Genomic DNA, 18,091 nt, shown 5'->3' on the forward strand with positions numbered 1-18,091 from the left:
GTTTAACCACGGTAATACAATCCATATTGATGCGATTAACGTGAACTTCTCAGGGCTTTTTGAGCAGAAATCGCATCTTAAATATTAAGGACAACTGATGAATACATTACAGGTCGGTGATAACGCACCACAATTTAGTCTTAATAACCAAGCAGGTGAAACCATATCGTTAAAGGAAGTATTAACGAAAGGTCCTGTGTTGGTGTACTTCTACCCTAAGGCATCGACTCCCGGATGCACAGTGCAAGCACAAGGCCTGCGCGATATCAAAGCACAACTTGATGGCTTAAACGTAACAGTATTGGGCATTAGCCCTGATCCTGTGGCTAAACTGGCCAAGTTTTCAGACAAACAACAACTCAATTTTGCTTTGTTAAGTGATGAAGACCATGCCGTTGCTGACGGTTTTGGTGTGTGGGGCGAGAAAAAATTTACCCTTGATAAAATTGCATGACAAAAAACCTTGATTATTTTTTATGACAAGCTATCTTTGATGTGTGGTTAACATATCTGAGGATATTTTGTGACAAGAACGCATGAAGAAAATCAATTTGATATTTATGATGACTATCGATTGCTATCAATAGTAGTAGATACGTTAGCGAAACTTAAAATTTCAGAGAGCATTAATGCTGACTCTGGAGAAGTCACTTTCTTAGCGAACCTTTCCCCTTCCAACCTTCCATCACGCTCGAAGAAAACTAACATTATCATTGCACCTGATGGAAGTGTTGTTTACCCACAATCACTTTATCTAGTCTCCAAATTACGCGGAGCGGGAGCCGTTAAAGACACCGACTCAATTGCAAAAGGGTTACTTGCTTATTCTCGTTACTTAGATTCTACCCATTATCCACAATTCGATGACGATGGTAACGAGATTCCTCCTGAGTATCTAACTTATAAGTCTCTAACTAAATATGAAGAAGAAGGTGCGCCATGGCGCTTTGCTGAACACCTTTTAGCAAACTGTCGTGCTAAACAAAATTCAACAGGTGATGAAGCATACTCACTTGCCACAGCAAGAAGCTATATGGGGGCCGTTATTGGCTTCTATAAATGGATGCACAGACATGGTTATCTCAAAAATGATGATGAACATGTATTAACGCATTTCACTTCTGTTGAGATTTATGAAGCCATTAATCAGCACGATATGCTTGCTCATACTAAATCTGACGCAAAACGTGTTTATGAAATGTCAAACATCATGAAGATGTTTCCAAGGTATGCTAATACACCTATTTATAAAAAATTGAAGCCTATGACTTTAGACCATAAAGATTCATTCTATAAGTATATAGATTTATTGCCAAAATCTATATCCCTAATGCTTCGGTTATGCGAGCAGTCTGGACTTAGGATAGATGAAGTCACTCATTTCCCTGCGGACATTATTGGAAATAAGAATTTTAGTGAATTAGACGTCATACCTGTTCGCATTACACACACCAAAGGTAGTAAGCCCCGTACTGTTGAGATCCCTCTAGCACTTTACGAAGAATTAGAGCAATACAAAGAGAGTAAGCAAAGGCATAAAAAACTAATCATACGCAAGGAGTTGATAGATTCTAAAAGTGAGTTGGATTGCACTGATTACCTTTTTTTATCGAATAAAGGTACCCCTTACAGAGAAAACACTTTGGAAGTTCATTTCGGAGTGTTGAGAAGGCTCATCCGAACGATAGACCCGACATGGTATTACCGAATACACGATTTACGTTCAACCTTTGCCACTAATTGGCTTTGGAATGAGTCTCAAACACGAAATGTGGGTTATGAATTTTTGATGGACGAGCTAGCTGAGCTTATGGGGCACAAAGACACTTCAACCACGGAAAAGTATATTAAGTTCATGAATAAGTTTGATGAGCAGTTACGGGTTGCACAGAGCAAAAACAACAAAATTAATAAGGGGTGGTAGCATGGCAAAAAGTCCACTCGCAAAGAACTCAAAGACGGTAAAGCACGTTAGAAACAGTAAGAATGTGGTTCCGTTGCACCTAACCATCCCCTATATGCAACTCATAAACATAAAGGCAACCGAGTTTGATATATCACATCTGTTACACCTGGCAGCAAACAGCAATAACGTCAAAATCGACAGCCGTATTCCTTTTTTAAGGAACTTTTGTAAAAAAGCCTACCAGTATGTTGATAATGGCAGGTCGACGCAAACCATCACGGCCACCTACGATGCATTAAGAGCCTTCATTGTCTTTTGTGACGCAGTCGGAGTAGATCCCTTTTCCGAAGCGGGCTATTTAAAATATGCCGGAAATGATGGCGAACTTCGGCACCGGATTAAAATGTACCGCCCATCCAAAAGACTATGGGAAATGGACCACGGTGATGAACTGGGTATTAATGAAACCTCAGCAGTTAATATGACTTCATCACTTCGTACCGCCCTTTTATGGAGTGGATTACCCGCTGACACATGGGCAACCCATCACCGAGGATTTTCTGGCGAAATGACACCATATAAGGGTTACTCTGACGCTGAAGAAGAGGTGCTTGTTGCTCGGTTGAGTAAGTTATTTTTCATCCTAGCCCCACAGCTCATTGCGGAAAAAAAAGAAAACCTTGTCATGCCTGACGAGCTGCCTGTCGTTATTGACTTAGGTGGCCACCTAGAAATCATTTCAATTAAAACGTCTCTCAAAACACAAAACCATGGGCTTAGTAAAACGGGCTCATCGGTAAAGCATTCAGCTGCGTTTAACATGGCGATGGGGGCGGCTTATCATCTAATGTGCTTTTTCACCTCATTAAACGATAGCGACGTAAAAAGCATCGCTCATCCAATCACGATTCATACTGATGAGCGGGATAAAAGCTTACAAGTGGCTAAGGTATCGAGCTTTAAGTCACGCGCAAACAAAGAGGTAGACGCTATACTTACCAACCAGAGTTTCGATGTTGATAAACGTGATGGAGTTAAGTTTATCAAAACCCTTGAAACTCTTTCAGCATTATATGGCGGTGGCGAAAAAGGCGCTGAGTTACTGTTTACGTTGAATAACCAAGGGGAGGAAAGTAACTCGCTCAATTTGAATGAATTAAATAAGCACCTGATGGTCGAGTTAAACCTACTATCACCCACTCGTGCATCCTGTCAGCCATGGTTTAAAGAGCTGTTTTACAGCTATCGAAACCAGCATGTTATCGAGCTAAAAAAAGAGATGAATACACTTGGCCGAACTGTTGTAAGTAAAGTCACTCGCCCGTGCTCAAAAACAAATGCTACTCTAGGCGCAACGACTGCTGCCTACTGCATTTTATCGTGTTACACAGACTTAGCCATAAAGGGCATCTTACTGCCGCTGAGTTATTCGGATAAAGACGCTGATGGCAACATCTGTAATGGTCTAATGAAACTGTAGAGATTTATAGCTTAAAATAAGCAAAATCTTAAAGGTATTTATTATGATTAGAAAAACTAAAATCACTGTCAGCCCTCTTCAAAAATTAGAATATGCCAAGCTGATGGTCGAACAGGGTTACACGAACAAGCAAATTGAAGATATGTCAGGTGCAGGTAAATCTGCGGTGTCTAGATGGAAAGTGCAGTACCAGGCTGAATTAGCCGGTAAAACACCGGAAAATGCCAAAGCATTAACTGAAGAACAACGAAGAATACAGCTTCTAGAAGCCCAACTAAAACAAGCCATGAGGGATAATGATATCTTAAAAAAGGCTGCAGCTTTCTTCATTCGAGACAATCAAAACTTAAAATGATGCGCGAAGTAAAGAAAGCAGACCCAGGCTTTAAAATGAGTGAATTATGCCGAGTATTCGAGATCAGTTGTAGTAGTCTCTATTACAAACCGATCCCCAAAAGCGTTGAAAAACAAGCTCAGATACAATTGATAGAGCAAGCTTTCTCTGAGTCACACTCGACGTATGGCAAACGTCGAATACAGGCTGATTTATTAGATTTAGATTGTAAGGTTGGGGTTTACGCCATAGCTAGCGTAATGAAAAAATTGGGATTAATAGCGATTAAGCCAAAGAAAAAGCATTACTATCCAAATCAAGGTGAGGAGCAAGTTTACGCACCTAATTTGCTTAGACGACAGTTTAACCCTACGACTTATAATACCCATTGGGTGGGTGATATTACCTATATAAAATCACACCAGGGGTGGAGTTATTTAGCCTGTGTACTTGATTTAGGGACCAAAGAAATCGTTGGGTATGCCTTATCAAGCCAACCCAATGCAGCGTTAGCGACAGCGGCATTAAATAACGCGATACAACGTCAGAGGCCAAATACACAGGAGTTGATGTTTCACTCAGACCAGGGTTGTCAGTACTCTGCTAATGTGTTCAGAGAAAAGCTAAAGCACTTAGGCATTGAACAAAGTATGAGTCGTAGAGGAAATTGTTGGGATAATGCGGTGATGGAACGATTTTTTAGGAGTTTAAAGACTGAAAGATTAAACCATTTAGCTTTTACCAATCACAGCGCAGTAGTGAGCGTAGTTGAGCAATATATTCAGTTCTACAATTACAAACGCAGACATTCGGCAATAGATTATAAGACGCCACATCAGAAATATAATGAGTTAAAAAAAGCGGCTTAAAATCTCTCCAGAAATACTTGACCATTACAATGAGACTCAATCCATCTATAAACTTATCTCTTTCATAGATGTGCTGAAGGAGGCAGTAAACCTGTACCCTAATGCGCAAGAGGAAGTCCATGAAAGAATCGCCGCTTTTGAGGTTACTCTCGATGGTGCCAGCAAGGATGTGTACGACAATGCGATGGAATTTTTTAACCGAAACGGTCGTCACCCTCGGGTATCTATGGATCACGCCATTTTAGCCCTCAACCATTAATTGGGAGCCAATCATGATAAAACTACCTAAGAACAACATTGACCAACAAAATGCCCTGTTAAGCGCACAAAATCACGTTGGAAGCTACACAAATTACCTGAAGGATGTGTTAGAACCTGCCATTAAATCGGGCGAGTGGGATGATTTTGAAGCGCTAGATATTGGTTTTAGCGTCACAGGTGAGTCACTGGGTAAAATTGGGGACAACAACGCTTGGCGTCAACTCCAACCGTTCTTTGAGCCTAATGCTACCAAAACAGATACTCTAGATTTCTTTCTAGACGGAAAGGTGATGGAGCTCAACCTGACAAACCAATTGAAGGCATTGGCATTAAGTATGATATGGATCTCACCCAAAGATTATTCTTTTATTAGCATTGTGCAAACTATCACTGGGTTAAAGAAAGTCGCCAAAGGTCTACTCAATGAAGGTCACAATAGTTTTGAATTAATAAGTTTTGAGCGGTTAGAGGCTTGGGTATTAGGTGATGTTACCGTTTTGGACTTCGAACGAAAAAGCACCTATGCACCACTCAACAAACTGTACATTGAAGCCAAGAGGCTACCCTTTAATGTTAGCCTTAACAAAACGTTATCTGCCTCGGATTTGGGTTTAGTCACTAAAGAGCCAGAGCAGTACACGGTTATCCCACAGCGACTGTACTACTTGGGACTTCAACAATCAGAAGCATTAGTGAACGAGCTATACCCTATTCGTGACGAACTGAGCAAGCTATCTGATTACATAGCCACCTACTCTGATAAAACCTATATAGGATATGCAAACTATATTGTTAGCGGTGAGGCACAGCTCAAAAATACCGGGCTTCGGTGGTATTTATCTACAAAAAATAATGGTTCTAAGGAAAATAATATAGCCTTTCAATCGGCTTTTCTCGCGCTCAATAACCCGACACAAGAATCTACCCTTGAACTACTCAACAAACACAAACCTGAGGTAAATATTGTATACATCGACCAATTCCACCCTGAACGAACATTGACGGTTGGCAACAGGAAGGTAACCGGATTTAGAGAGGCGCAATCATTAGTTAAACAACTCAATGGTGGTTGCCTCTGGGCATTAATGTCGCGCACAGGTATGCGCTCGGATGAAACCTTTCACCTACATACCGCAAATGGGTGCACAACAGAAACCATATCAGGGCAAACTATTCATGTTATTCATGCAGATCTCTCAAAAACCACCAAAGGCTCTCAGTCAAAGCAGGACGAGTTTGTCACCACAGAGGTCGGCAAAAAGGCTTACGAGATACTGCAAGCGCTACATACGCCACTTAGACAGCGTCATCCCGATAGCCAAGCATTTTTCCATAAGATAATAGAGGACCGTGGTGCAATTAATAAAAACCAAATAGGAAAGCATCTCAAGGCTTGGTTTGAAGGCGTACTGGGAGAGAAGCTAGCGCTAACCGATGACGATGTCATCGATTTGAAAGTTTCTGACCCTAACCTTTCGTTTAATGTTGGTGATTATTATGGATTCTCAGGGCATCAACTTCGACGCTCGTTTGCTTACTACCTTGTTGGTTATGAGCTTTGTGATTTTCCACAACTAAAACAACAATTCAGTCATGTATCGATGGCAATGTCTAGGCACTACGCTAAAAACGCCAGTAAATTCCAAAAATTAAGGCGAAAAAAACAAAACTTAGCCTACGATATCGATGAAGAAAGGATTGATAAAAAAGCACAAATCTACCTAAAAATCTATAAAAAACTTGCCAATAAAGAGCGTGTTGCTGGCGGTAAAGGGAAAGAGTTTGCCAAAAACATGATGAAGGCAGAGCGTAACCTGTTTAGAGATAAGGTCGATAACGACATGCTCACGTCAAGTTACTGGGAAAAACAAATTAGAGACCAAAAGCGTCATATCCATGCTGTAGCGCCTGGAGTTTACTGCACATCAACAGGCTGTAGTCTGCGCACACAAGTCAACCTATTAGAATGTGTGGACTGTAAGAACGACTATATTGTCGATGCTGTTTTTGCCGAAGCTAAGCGCAAAGAGGCCGAAATTCATATGCTATGGGACATTGAGCATGATGAATTAACACCTCAAACAGCGTCAGAAGTGTATATCAAAATCACGGCTGCTGAACGCATTATGAAAGACTTAGATATCAGCTATGAACCCGTTGTAATACCTCAAGAAGTTCAAGACCTGCTGATTCCTTTCGGAGTGACCATATAATGTCACAAGCAACGAAAAACAAACTGTTAAAAGCCCTAGAGCGATTATTGAACGATGAACCAGAGAATCGTGAGTTAAGAATAAAAGCCCGAGCTGGTAAGTTAAAAATCAACAATAGTAATGTTGAGAAAGAAGCAGGGCTTTCTGTGGGAGCACTTCGCAGACATGAAGATATTCAAATATTGGTGACGAATAAGTCGCTTGAGGCTCGCACAACACAGAGCAGCTCAAGCACATCACCTATTGAACTTTTACAGGTCGAAGTTAAAAAACTTAAAAGTGAAATGACTCGAGCAAATAAAAAGAAAAAGGAATACTTAGATCTCTCTAGAAATCATGAAGAAGCTCTAGCCAGACAAGCCGCTATCCACATCAAAATCGTTCAAGACTTTATGGGGATGTTGCATGAAAGTGAGCGAGAGAAAGCAATGGATATGGTGGTAAAAGCAAGACCTGATAACCTTATAAAGGGAAAATTCAGATAAAGCGTCCTGTTTAGAGTTATCACTATAAAGGACAGTTCGACACCTTTAAAACCGGCTACTCTAGCGGCATAAATTTGCACTAAACAGGACACGGTTAAATACACTATCACCCAAATAATTCAAAAAGAAATACAAGGAAATATTATGGTAATCGAAGCAGCACAAACAGCACCAGATTTTACGTTAAATGACCAAAACAATAACCCTATTACGCTCTCTGAACTGAAAGGTAAAAAAGTTTTGATCTACTTCTACCCACGCGCCTCAACACCTGGCTGTACTGTACAAGCTCAAGGGCTACGCGATACTAAAGCAGAATTAGACGCTCATAACGTAGTCGTGCTCGGTATAAGCCCTGACACCCCTAAAAAGCTTAATAGCTTCATCAATAAGCAAGAGCTCAACTTCACCTTACTAGCAGATGAAGAACACACCGTTTGTGAGAAATACGGGGTTTGGCAACTTAAAAAATTTATGGGCCGAGAAAATATGGGCGTAGTAAGAACAAGTTTCTTGATCAATGAATTGGGCTATATTGAGCATGTTTTCAATAAGTTCAAGACTAAGGATCACCATGAAGTCGTTTTAGATTACTTGAATAACAAATAATCGCTTAGCCTACGTGAGGAGGCAGCGTTCAATGATTAGTTATATAAGGATCTATAACCTCCTATAAGAGGCTGTAAATCGTTTTGACTACGCAGCCCTATTCTTCTTAAAGTTCTCTGCTTGCTCAAAAATCTCTTTGTAGACTTCATCTCGGCTCACTGGCGGATAACCAAACTTGGCGAGTAGCATGATGAGGTCAACCTTTAACTCGGCTTTAATATCATCGCGCTGGTTCCAGTCTGTGTATTTTGCTTTATCGTCTACAACTTCTTTAACTGCACGGGCAAGTTCGAGTAAGCGGTCTTCTGGATACTCAAAATCGTACTTAACGGCTAGTGAGAGTAAAATGTCATAGAAGGCTTTTTCTTCTAAGTTAATGCCCATGTCCTCAAACGAACCCATTTCAATCTTAAGGTCTTGGAACATGGAAATGATTTCGTCCGAGAAGTCCTCTAACACATCGCTTACAAGCACGTCTTCTTCTTTGCGCTCATTGTACTTTTCAACCAATGACTTAAAGCGTTGTGAAAAATCGATAGCTTTCATTTTGTTAACTTGCTTAAACTCACCAATCGCCTTTGCTAGCAATTGTTGTAAAAGCTTTATTTTAGTATTCGGTAATTTAATTTTATCGATTTTAGCTAAGTAATCATCATCAAAAATATCAACGCCATCAGCGCCCTGACCCAGCTTGAAAATTTCTTCAACACCATCACTTTTAAGCGCCTCAGAAATCATCTGCCGCACTTTAGTATTCATTTGTGCCGTGTCAGGTGCTTCACCTTTAGTAAGCTTGTATACAATTGATCTAACCGCTAAATAGAAGTGAATATAATCACGTTCTTTTTCTACCAACTTCTCACTGCCGCAGCAAACGTCGTAAGCAGTCTTCAAACGTTTCACTAGCGCCATAAAACGGTGTTCTAATTTTTGAGTTTGGAGCACAAATTCAGCGGCGTTATTCAAACAGTTTAGTTGAGCGACAGCCATGCCTGAAAAGTAAGGTGCGTCGTCAAACGTATGCAGCATTTTGCCTAATAAATCTAAGTGGTCTTTTACCACAATGACCGATTGAGCAATATCTTCAAAGTTACTGACATCCGTCTTAGAATACTGCGCTAACGCTTTATTCATCTGAGTTTTGATGCCGATATAATCAACCACTAAGCCTTTGTCTTTGCCTTCAAACTTGCGGTTAACCCGTGAAATGGTTTGGATGTAATGGTCAAGTATTTCTGGAGAGATTTTAAGCCGCTTTTTTTAACTCATTATATTTCTGATGTGGCGTCTTATAATCTATTGCCGAATGTCTGCGTTTGTAATTGTAGAACTGAATATATTGCTCAACCACGCTCACTACTGCGCTGTGATTGGTAAAAGCTAAACGGTTTAATCTTTCAGTCTTTAAACTCCTAAAAAATCGTTCCATCACCGCATTATCCCAACAATTTCCTCTACGACTCATACTTTGTTCAATGCCTAAGTGCTTTAGCTTTTCTCTGAACACCTTAGCTGAGTACTGACAACCCTGGTCTGAGTGAAACATCAACTCCTGTGTATTTGGCCTCTGACGTTGTATCGCGTTATTTAATGCCGCTGTCGCTAACGCTGCATTGGGTTGGCTTGATAAGGCATACCCAACGATTTCTTTGGTCCCTAAATCAAGTACACAGGCTAAATAACTCCACCCCTGATGTGATTTTATATAGGTAATATCACCCACCCAATGGGTATTATAAGTCGTAGGGTTAAACTGTCGTCTAAGCAAATTAGGTGCGTAAACTTGCTCCTCACCTTGATTTGGATAGTAATGCTTTTTCTTTGGCTTAATCGCTATTAATCCCAATTTTTTCATTACGCTAGCTATGGCGTAAACCCCAACCTTACAATTTAAATCTAATAAATCAGCCTGTATTCGACGTTTGCCATACGTCGAGTGTGACTCAGAGAAAGCTTGCTCTATCAATTGTATCTGAGCCTGTTTTTCAACGCTTTTTGGGATCGGTTTGTAATAGAGACTACTACAACTGATCTCGAATACTCGGCATAATTCACTCATTTTAAAGCCTGGGTTTGCTTTCTTTACTTCGCGCATCATTTTAAGTTTTGATTGTCTCGAATGAAGAAAGCTGCAGCCTTTTTTAAGATATCATTATCCCTCATGGCTTGTTTTAGTTGGGCTTCTAGAAGCTGTATTCTTCGTTGTTCTTCAGTTAATGCTTTGACATTTTTCGGTGTTTTACCGGCTAATTCAGCCTGGTACTGCACTTTCCATCTAGACACCGCAGATTTACCTGCACCTGACATATCTTCAATTTGCTTGTTCGTGTAACCCTGTTCGACCATCAGCTTGGCATATTCTAATTTTTGAAGAGGGCTGACAGTGATTTTAGTTTTTCTAATCATAATAAATACCTTTAAGATTTTGCTTATTTTAAGCTATAAATCTCTACAGTTTCATTAGACCATTACAGGATAAGATTGTGCCGTTGCACAGGCTTATCTATGTAAATTGTATCTAAAGAAGGCACATCAAAACCGGTTAGCCACATATCCACCACGATCGCAATTTTGAAGTTTGATTTATCATTTTTAAATTGGCGGTCTAAGTCTTTTCGGTATTCTTTCGTGCCAAGTAAATCCCACATCGCTTTAGGATCATCTTTACCGCGAGTCATCACCATCTTAACCCGTTCTATCGGTTTAATTTTTTTACGTTCTTGTTCTGTGAGAGTCGTTCTCACATCACATTCCAGTACCTCAAACCATTGGGGTCTTAACTGTGTTAATTCTTGATAAAATAAATAAGCAATTTCACGCGCACTACTGACAAAGATGGCTTTACCATTAACAGTAGCCCCTTCACTTACACGGTTGTCATAATGAATGACAAAATCTCTAGCAAGTGCATGAATACGGTCAGGATCACCAAGAATTGCCGTCATATTGGCAGATGCTTTCTTACTTTCTTCTATCTGATGTTCGTTACTGCCATTATCTTCACATTTTTGATAGTAGGCTTCTATTTCATCTAGCTTGGCATTGTTCAGCACAACTTTTGCTGCTCGGCCTTCATAAACAATACGCACCGTAATTTCATCTTTAACAGACTCAGTCATGGTATAGCTGTCAACAACCGGGCCAAATACATCTAATGTGGCGTCAACTGGCGTACCAGTAAAACCAACATAGGTCGCATTAGGCAAAGAGTCATGTAAGTATTTTGCAAAGCCATAGGTTTTCTTTACGCCAGCATTAGGGCCTGTTTCAATGACGGTTAACTTCTGATCCAGGTTTGTTTGGCTGCGATGCGCTTCATCAGAAATACAAATCACGTTATTGCGGTCGGTCAACACCTTAGTGTCTTCAGTAAATTTGTGGATTGTCGTTAAAAAAACACCACCACTATTGCGGCCTTGAAGCATCTCACGTAAATGTTGACGACTTTCAACCGTCACTACTGTTTGGTCACCAATAAACGTTTTGGCATTGGTAAATTGTTGCGATAACTGATCATCAAGATCGGTTCTATCGGTAATTAAAATGATGGTTGGGCTTTCAAAATCAACACTTTTCATCAATAAACGTGACAAAAACTGCATGGTAAAACTCTTACCGCAACCCGTAGCACCAAAGTAAGTACCACCTTTACCATCGCCTTCTGGCTTTCTACTGAGTTTAATATTTTGATAGAGCTTGCGGGCCGCATAATATTGCGGATAACGACATACAATTTTTACGTCGTTTTTTGAGGTATCAGGGAAAAATACAAAGTTACGGATAACATCACGCAAACGGGCTTTATTGAACAAGCCCTGTAACATGGTGTGCAACGAGTTAATGCCATCTTTTTCGATTGACTCGTTACCCGTGACTTTACGCCAGGCATAGAAAAACTCATATGGAGAATACAATCCTCCCATTTTATTGTTAACGCCATCACTGATAACGCAAAAGGAGTTGTATACAAACAATGAAGGAATATCACGACGGTAACGAGTGTTTAATTGAACATAAGCATGGTGTATCGACGCCTCTTCTTCACGAATGGCACTCTTAAACTCAAACACCACCACAGGTAGACCATTGATATACAAAATACCATCAGGAATACGCTTTTCACCATCAATGCCCTCTATCTCAAGCTGATTGACGATTTTATAGATATTGGTGTCACTGCTCTCTTGGGCAGCATAAAGGCGGGCTCGTTCGGCGACTAAGGCTAGTTGCTGATCCTGTTGGTGAGTCGCGACTAAATTCGGCAAAATAGACTCAACCACATTACTGTAGTCAACTAGCTGGATGTAGAGATCCTTTTGCGATGCTTGTTGAGCATTCGCACATGGCTCTCTTTTTAGCAAAAAGCCATCACTTAACCATTTACAGAAGGTTTTGTTACTGTCGTATAAATCACTGGCGGGCAACGATTCAATTTGCTTAATAATCAAATCAATTTCACCCGGCGTAATATTATCTCCAGCATACTTTTTAGCGAGATACTGGCTCAAATCAGCTTTAATTAACACGTCGGTATTATCGCGTTCAATGTCACAGCCTCGCACATATGGGTAACCTTGCTCACCCAACAGCTCAATAATGGCCTCTTCTAACTTCGCTTCTGTAAATTTCATAGTAAGTCTCTGCACCAGTTAGTTATAAAGAACCGATCAAGTTCGGTTTACCATAAGCAACCGACCCTTCTAAAAAGTCGTCTACAACATCAGATACCCGTTTAATTAAACTCTTATCTCTGGTGATATAGCCCATAGGCACATGAACAGGACTGATATCAGGCATAGCCATATGATAACAAACGGCTGCAAACTCGTTTATCCCTTTCAGGATCAACCATGGTATGTCTTAACTTGTGCATTAATGACCAAGCGGTTTGATAACTCCCAAGACCTAATAACCTTTGAACTCCAAGGGCGCTGACACCATTTTTTTGATTTGTAATAAACCAGACCGCAGCAAACCAACTTTTCATGGGGGTTCTTGTTTTGTCAAAAAGTGTACTTGATGTTACTGAACACTGAGAACCGCAAGCATGACATTTTAACTTGCCATTACTTAACTGATAAGGTGATTGATGGCTTGAACAGCTTGGGCAAATGAATCCGTTTGGCCAACGAAGTGCGTAAAGGTAGCTGATGCAAGATTTTTCATCATGAAACCAATCAACAAACTCGTCCCAATTTGTAGGGTAATCAACGCCAGCTTTTAATAAATACGATGAAGTTTTCATTACTACATATTGACACTGGTGGCGCTAAGTGGATAGCCCTTTCATCTATACAGCCAGACCTGGTGATTAATGTAGGCAGACAATAAAGTCTGATCATTTACAATAAAACTTGTCACTTTTATTAGGGGTTGTTGATCTTTGTTTAAAATACATCCTGTAAAAGTGAATTAACGTTCCATTTATTTGGCTTCTAGAAATGCTTCAAAACGTTTATCGGTCAATATTTTCATAAAGGCGATTAATGCATCAATTTTACGATCTGATAATACTTTAGCTTTAAGTTCTTCCTTATCAATAGTATCTGGGACTTCAGCTTCCTTCCACGGCTTACCCGTTTCTGGATTGATGATACGTTTAGGATTATTATAATGATCGTAGAATTCCATCACGGTCGATAGATTTTTAAATACACCATTGTGCATATAAGGGCCGGTAATAGCGACATTCCGTAATGATGGGTTTTTAAATTTCCCGTCATATTTAAGATCGCTAACTACTGGATTTTCTAGTAAGCCATGATCAATGTAATCATTTTTAACATCACTCAGCTTAAGTAACTCGTCATTAGAAGGCACGCCGATATTACGATATTGATGGTTGCTAAAAGGTTCTTTTGTACTATCTTCTGCTTTCAATTTATGACAACTGTTACAATTGACATTATTATTGGAGAAAAATAAGGTACGACCAAGGTCCTCTAATACGGTAAGCTCATATTCCCCTCTCAAAAAGCGGTCATATTTGCTGTCATAACTAGAAAAAGTATCCGTTTTTTCAAAAGCTTGTATAGCACGACCAAAAGCTATAAAAGCAGGAATTATCGAGTCCGAATTCTCCCCTTGTTGATTAAATATTTCTTCGCCATATAAGTGTTTAAAAGTAGCTGTATAAATAGGGTTTTCTTGTAGACGTTTAATCACGGTTTCTGCATTAGGCAATGCCATCTCTACAGGGTTAAGTGGAGGACCCATCGCTTGTTCGGCAAGAGTTGCTGCACGACCATCTAAAAATTGTCCGCCTACGTACTCTTTTAAAGCTTCATCAAAATGAAATATGGGTGAGGTGTTCGCATAACCTGCCATTGGTGTATTACGTCCTCCTATAGAATGTCCATCATCCCCCATTGAAACCATACCCTTGCCTCTATTGGTGCGATGGTCTGTAAAACCTTGAGCAGGTTCATGGCAGGTTGCACAAGACATGGTACGGTTAATAGAAAAATTAGTATCGAAAAATAATGCTTGTCCTAGCCCCTCTTCAGAGAGCTTAGTCTCAGCGCTAGATGAGCTACTAATAAGCACCATTGCAAATAAAAAAGTAAAATATTTTATCATTTTAATTTCCGCCGAATAATAGTATAAATGTCAAAAAATGGATTAATAATAATTTTTGTTACGCTATCAAAATTTTGTCTTTTACCCACCCCTAAACCAAACTTTTGATTTAACGGAGCATCTTGAGACAACTTTAATGTTCCAAATAACAAATCCCACAGCGCTAATACGCTACCTAGATTTTTCTGCATACTTTCTGGGTGATGATGTGTCTGATGTTGTGCAGGTGATACCAACAGATGCTCCAACCAACGACCATAGCCTAGTCGAATATGGCTGTGTCTCAGGTTTCCCGTAAAGGAAAATAAAATGACGACAAATACATTGCCACCCAATACAGTATAAAGGTCAACTCTAGCGCCAAAGCAGAAAATAAATATGCCAGTAATCACACCCGCTACAATTGCATGGCGTAATGCAAAAAGTATGATTTCTACCGGGTGTAAACGGTAAAACGTCAATGGGTTTAATGATTCAGGGCTGTGGTGAACTTGGTGAAATTTCCACAACCAACGGTTCGTATGCATCCAACGGTGCAGCCAATAGCGACTAAAGTCTCCAATCACGAACAAGCTTAGTGTGTAACACAAAACAATATCACGATAATACCAGGGTAAAAATAATGGTTCTGCTACTGCGTTTAGATTATCCAATGTCCAAAGCGCAACGGTTTGCCCTGATAATAGAACAGGTAAAATGAGTAGTTTTTTGAATACCCAATTAACTAAAAAATAGCGATAATCTAATTTTGAATCTGCATTTAACCAGTAAGCCTTTAATCTTGATAATGAAATAGACCTATCTTTTCTTATATACCATACAGATGCAATCAGTACACTTGCTATAAGGTAGCCCCAGAAAATCCGGTTACTACCATTAAGAAATAGATTTAAGGGGGTATCAATCTCCATCTGCATCTATTAAATTAGCTGAAATACCAAGACTATTAACTAGTTGTCTATAAAATGCTTTCTGAATATCTAACAGCCCTTGGAATACCGGGATCATATCGTTGAGGTTAAAGTTATGGTCAACAGGCGTATTTTTGTATGCTGTTAATGTTGCTTGTAAGGCGGCTTGTACTTCTACTAGTCCGTCATTATTGGTCTTTGAGTAAGAGATAGTAGCAACATTAGGTTGTTGATCTTCACTTAAAAGTTGCGAGTTAGCTTCTAAGATCCCTCCGATAAATGCCCAAGATGCCTTACTATAAGGGTATTGTTGATGCTCTGGTTTTGTGATGCCAAGGTTTGCTTTAGTTAATCCACTAATTTGAGCAATCCGCCAATCACGAGTCTTATAAATATGTTCAATTTCTGCGTTAACAACTAATGATAAGGCTTTATCTTTATCAGCAAGAAACTCACTGCGACTGTCCTTATATCCGTCACTAATTTGAGTAAATCGTTTACAAATGTTAGCAGCTATCACTTTAGAGAATTGTTTTCTACGCTCAGACCAAGTGCCACTAAACATAACAGAATCCAACGCGCCCATCGTTTTATAAGAGTTTTTATATAGTCCTACAGAGGCTTCTTTTTCACGATTTAATAAACGGGTAACACTTTCATGAATATCTTCATTCCCGCTATGAAAATAATCTACCATCAATGGATAATCCATTGCATTCATATCATAGTTTCCAAGAATATAAGTCGCTTGAACTCTACCCCATCCTTCAGCGAGTTGTACAAATGCTTGCTGTCGCAGATTACTAGATGTGCTTTCCAAAGAATCTTGTACATTTTGACAAAATTTTACTGCGTTATCTGCATTGCTCTGAATAACATTGTCATAAATAGCTACATAGGGATCTTGTTCTACAGCATTACTTAGTACTGGTAGGCTAAGTAAACAAATAAATGATAGCGATGTAAAAATTTTCATAATTGCTCCAGAAAGTGTAACAAGGCCAAGCGCTGAGCATAGTCTAGTTTAATAAATTTTGATTTAGCATTTTCGGCTTCACCACCGTGCCAAAGAATGGCTTCTTCTGGTGTTAGCGCTCGTGCATCATGTAAAAAACGATGTCCTGCTCGGACACGAGCCCCTACACCCCATAAAGGTGCTGTACGATATTCTCTTTCAGTTGCTAGGAATTCTGGACGACCATCTTTTAATGCCTCGCCCATATCATGCAAAAGCAGATCAGTATAAGGGTGAAATTCAACATCTTGAGTTGTAGTTAATGTTGAACGATGGCAGCTACTACAACCAACTTCTTTAAATATTTTATTTCCCTTTTGGGCTTCAACATCTAGGGTAACTGTTCTAGGGGCTTTATGATTACCAATATAAGATGCAATAGCTTGAAGACGAAGCAGAGGAAGATCCAAGTTACCAAGTGGTGAATCACTTCCTCGAGGGGCCACTAAACAATCTTCTTGTGCTGGTTGGCAAAGTTCTTGTGGATGAATAGGATTAGTTAATCCAAGGTCATGGGCTGCTGCATTGGCTGTTTGGCTAATAATTGTATCGGCATTGGCTTTCCAATTAAAACGTCCTAACACTTTCTTGTCTTGGTCTAATGAGTTTAACCAATTCGGACGGCCACTGATACCATCAGCATCTTTATCAGATGGGTCTGCCCAAGCCAGAATATCTTCAGTTGAAACTTGTTCAATTAACTTTAGACCAGCCAAAATAGGTGGTTGTCGTAATGAAATGACAGTTTCTTCTGCTAAAGACCCGTAGGCTAAATTATCTAAATAAGGAGTAAACTTTGTCAATATGATTAACTGACCATCGGGATAAGTAAAAGGTATAAATTCGACATTTAATTTTGTTTTTGCTTCAGGTTTTACCTTGCCGTTACCTCTTATTGATACCTGAGCACCATATACCGGGTCTGGCACACTATCATGAAAAGGAGTCTCTATATTATTAACTAACCATCGTGATGAATGATTACTAGGTTGGGTAAGTTTAAAGAGCAACGCTCTCAAAGGCTGATTTTCACTACTTAATGTAGGTGCACTTCCGTTATTGATGTGGCAACTAGCGCAGGTATTTGAGCTAAAATGAGGACCTAAACCATCTCGGGCAGTGGTTGCACTCGGGGCTTCAACCCAAGGGATGGAAAAAAAAGAGCGTCCAAGAATAAACTGATCGAACTCTTCATCAGTCATTTTAAGCGGATGAGAAAAGGGTTTCTTACCTGCTGTATTGGTAAATTGGTTACTATGAGTATCCATCGCCATATTGATAGCTTCGCTATGAGCAAAGTTATTTAACACCAGAAACAAAAAAACGCTTCGAAAAAGAATCGTCAAGACTGTACTAAAACTACTTTTCATAAATCACTATTCAAGATGGCTTGTACTTACTTGGGAATAACAAACGCCAACAACCGAAT

General features: G+C 39.7%; 12 protein-coding genes and 4 pseudogenes. 7 read left to right on the forward strand and 9 right to left on the reverse strand.

Features of this window, described 5'->3' with window-relative positions; translation table 11 throughout:
• Nucleotides 1–97 precede the first annotated feature (97 nt).
• The 7 genes and pseudogenes from bcp (EGC80_RS17065) to bcp (EGC80_RS17100) all read left to right on the forward strand — a co-directional run.
• Nucleotides 98–433: pseudogene (gene bcp, locus EGC80_RS17065) on the forward strand (thioredoxin-dependent thiol peroxidase); the annotation flags it as partial.
• Nucleotides 434–523: 90 nt separating this feature from the next.
• Nucleotides 524–1,924, forward strand: a complete 1,401-nt coding sequence (locus tag EGC80_RS17070; RefSeq protein ID WP_124011526.1) for a tyrosine-type recombinase/integrase — start codon at nt 524–526, stop codon at nt 1,922–1,924.
• Between the two features lies 1 nt (nt 1,925).
• Nucleotides 1,926–3,386: a hypothetical protein gene (locus EGC80_RS17075; RefSeq protein WP_206191994.1), complete on the forward strand. Its 1,461-nt coding sequence runs from the start codon at nt 1,926–1,928 to the stop codon at nt 3,384–3,386.
• 43 nt (nt 3,387–3,429) lie between these two features.
• A protein-coding gene (locus EGC80_RS17080; protein WP_407695558.1) for an IS3 family transposase occupies nt 3,430–4,589 on the forward strand; the annotation gives its coding sequence in 2 pieces (ribosomal slippage) (nt 3,430–3,703 and nt 3,703–4,589; 1,161 coding nt in all).
• Nucleotides 4,590–4,861: 272 nt separating this feature from the next.
• Complete coding sequence (locus tag EGC80_RS17090; protein ID WP_124011528.1) at nt 4,862–7,063, forward strand: site-specific integrase; 2,202 nt, start codon at nt 4,862–4,864, stop codon at nt 7,061–7,063.
• Complete coding sequence (locus tag EGC80_RS17095; protein WP_124011529.1) at nt 7,063–7,548, forward strand: bacterioferritin comigratory protein; 486 nt, start codon at nt 7,063–7,065, stop codon at nt 7,546–7,548. Before EGC80_RS17090 ends, EGC80_RS17095 begins: the two co-directional genes overlap by 1 nt.
• A 144-nt stretch (nt 7,549–7,692) precedes the next feature.
• Nucleotides 7,693–8,157, forward strand: coding sequence for a thioredoxin-dependent thiol peroxidase (gene bcp / locus EGC80_RS17100; RefSeq protein WP_124011530.1), 465 nt, complete (start codon nt 7,693–7,695; stop codon nt 8,155–8,157).
• A gap of 87 nt (nt 8,158–8,244) precedes the next feature.
• Here the strand turns inward: bcp (EGC80_RS17100) and EGC80_RS17105 are convergent.
• The 9 genes and pseudogenes from EGC80_RS17105 to EGC80_RS17140 all read right to left on the reverse strand — a co-directional run.
• Nucleotides 8,245–9,375, reverse strand: a pseudogene (locus EGC80_RS17105) (DUF3387 domain-containing protein); the annotation flags it as partial.
• Nucleotides 9,376–9,403: 28 nt separating this feature from the next.
• Nucleotides 9,404–10,563, reverse strand: a protein-coding gene (locus EGC80_RS17110; RefSeq protein ID WP_407695556.1) for an IS3 family transposase whose coding sequence is annotated in 2 segments (ribosomal slippage) — nt 9,404–10,290 and nt 10,290–10,563 — 1,161 coding nt in all. Because the reading frame shifts where the segments join, the coding sequence is not laid out codon by codon here.
• A 68-nt stretch (nt 10,564–10,631) separates the two neighbouring features.
• Nucleotides 10,632–12,788, reverse strand: a pseudogene (locus EGC80_RS17115) (type I restriction endonuclease subunit R); the annotation flags it as partial.
• A gap of 22 nt (nt 12,789–12,810) precedes the next feature.
• Entirely contained in the window at nt 12,811–12,960 is a 150-nt protein-coding gene (locus EGC80_RS22490; RefSeq protein WP_164839485.1) for a hypothetical protein, read from the reverse strand.
• Nucleotides 12,961–12,985: 25 nt separating this feature from the next.
• Nucleotides 12,986–13,402 (reverse strand): annotated as a pseudogene (locus tag EGC80_RS17120) (transposase); the annotation flags it as partial.
• A gap of 179 nt (nt 13,403–13,581) precedes the next feature.
• Complete coding sequence (locus tag EGC80_RS17125; RefSeq protein ID WP_206191807.1) at nt 13,582–14,736, reverse strand: cytochrome-c peroxidase; 1,155 nt, start codon at nt 14,734–14,736, stop codon at nt 13,582–13,584.
• Nucleotides 14,733–15,647: a sterol desaturase family protein gene (locus EGC80_RS17130; protein WP_164839486.1), complete on the reverse strand. Its 915-nt coding sequence runs from the start codon at nt 15,645–15,647 to the stop codon at nt 14,733–14,735. Before EGC80_RS17130 ends, EGC80_RS17125 begins: the two co-directional genes overlap by 4 nt.
• Nucleotides 15,637–16,623: an imelysin family protein gene (locus EGC80_RS17135; RefSeq protein WP_124011532.1), complete on the reverse strand. Its 987-nt coding sequence runs from the start codon at nt 16,621–16,623 to the stop codon at nt 15,637–15,639. The genes EGC80_RS17130 and EGC80_RS17135 overlap by 11 nt, the downstream gene beginning before the upstream one ends.
• Entirely contained in the window at nt 16,620–18,032 is a 1,413-nt protein-coding gene (locus EGC80_RS17140; protein WP_124011533.1) for a di-heme oxidoredictase family protein, read from the reverse strand. Before EGC80_RS17140 ends, EGC80_RS17135 begins: the two co-directional genes overlap by 4 nt.
• Nucleotides 18,033–18,091 lie beyond the last annotated feature (59 nt).

This window comes from Shewanella psychromarinicola, assembly GCF_003855155.1.
Lineage (GTDB): Bacteria > Pseudomonadota > Gammaproteobacteria > Enterobacterales > Shewanellaceae > Shewanella > Shewanella psychromarinicola.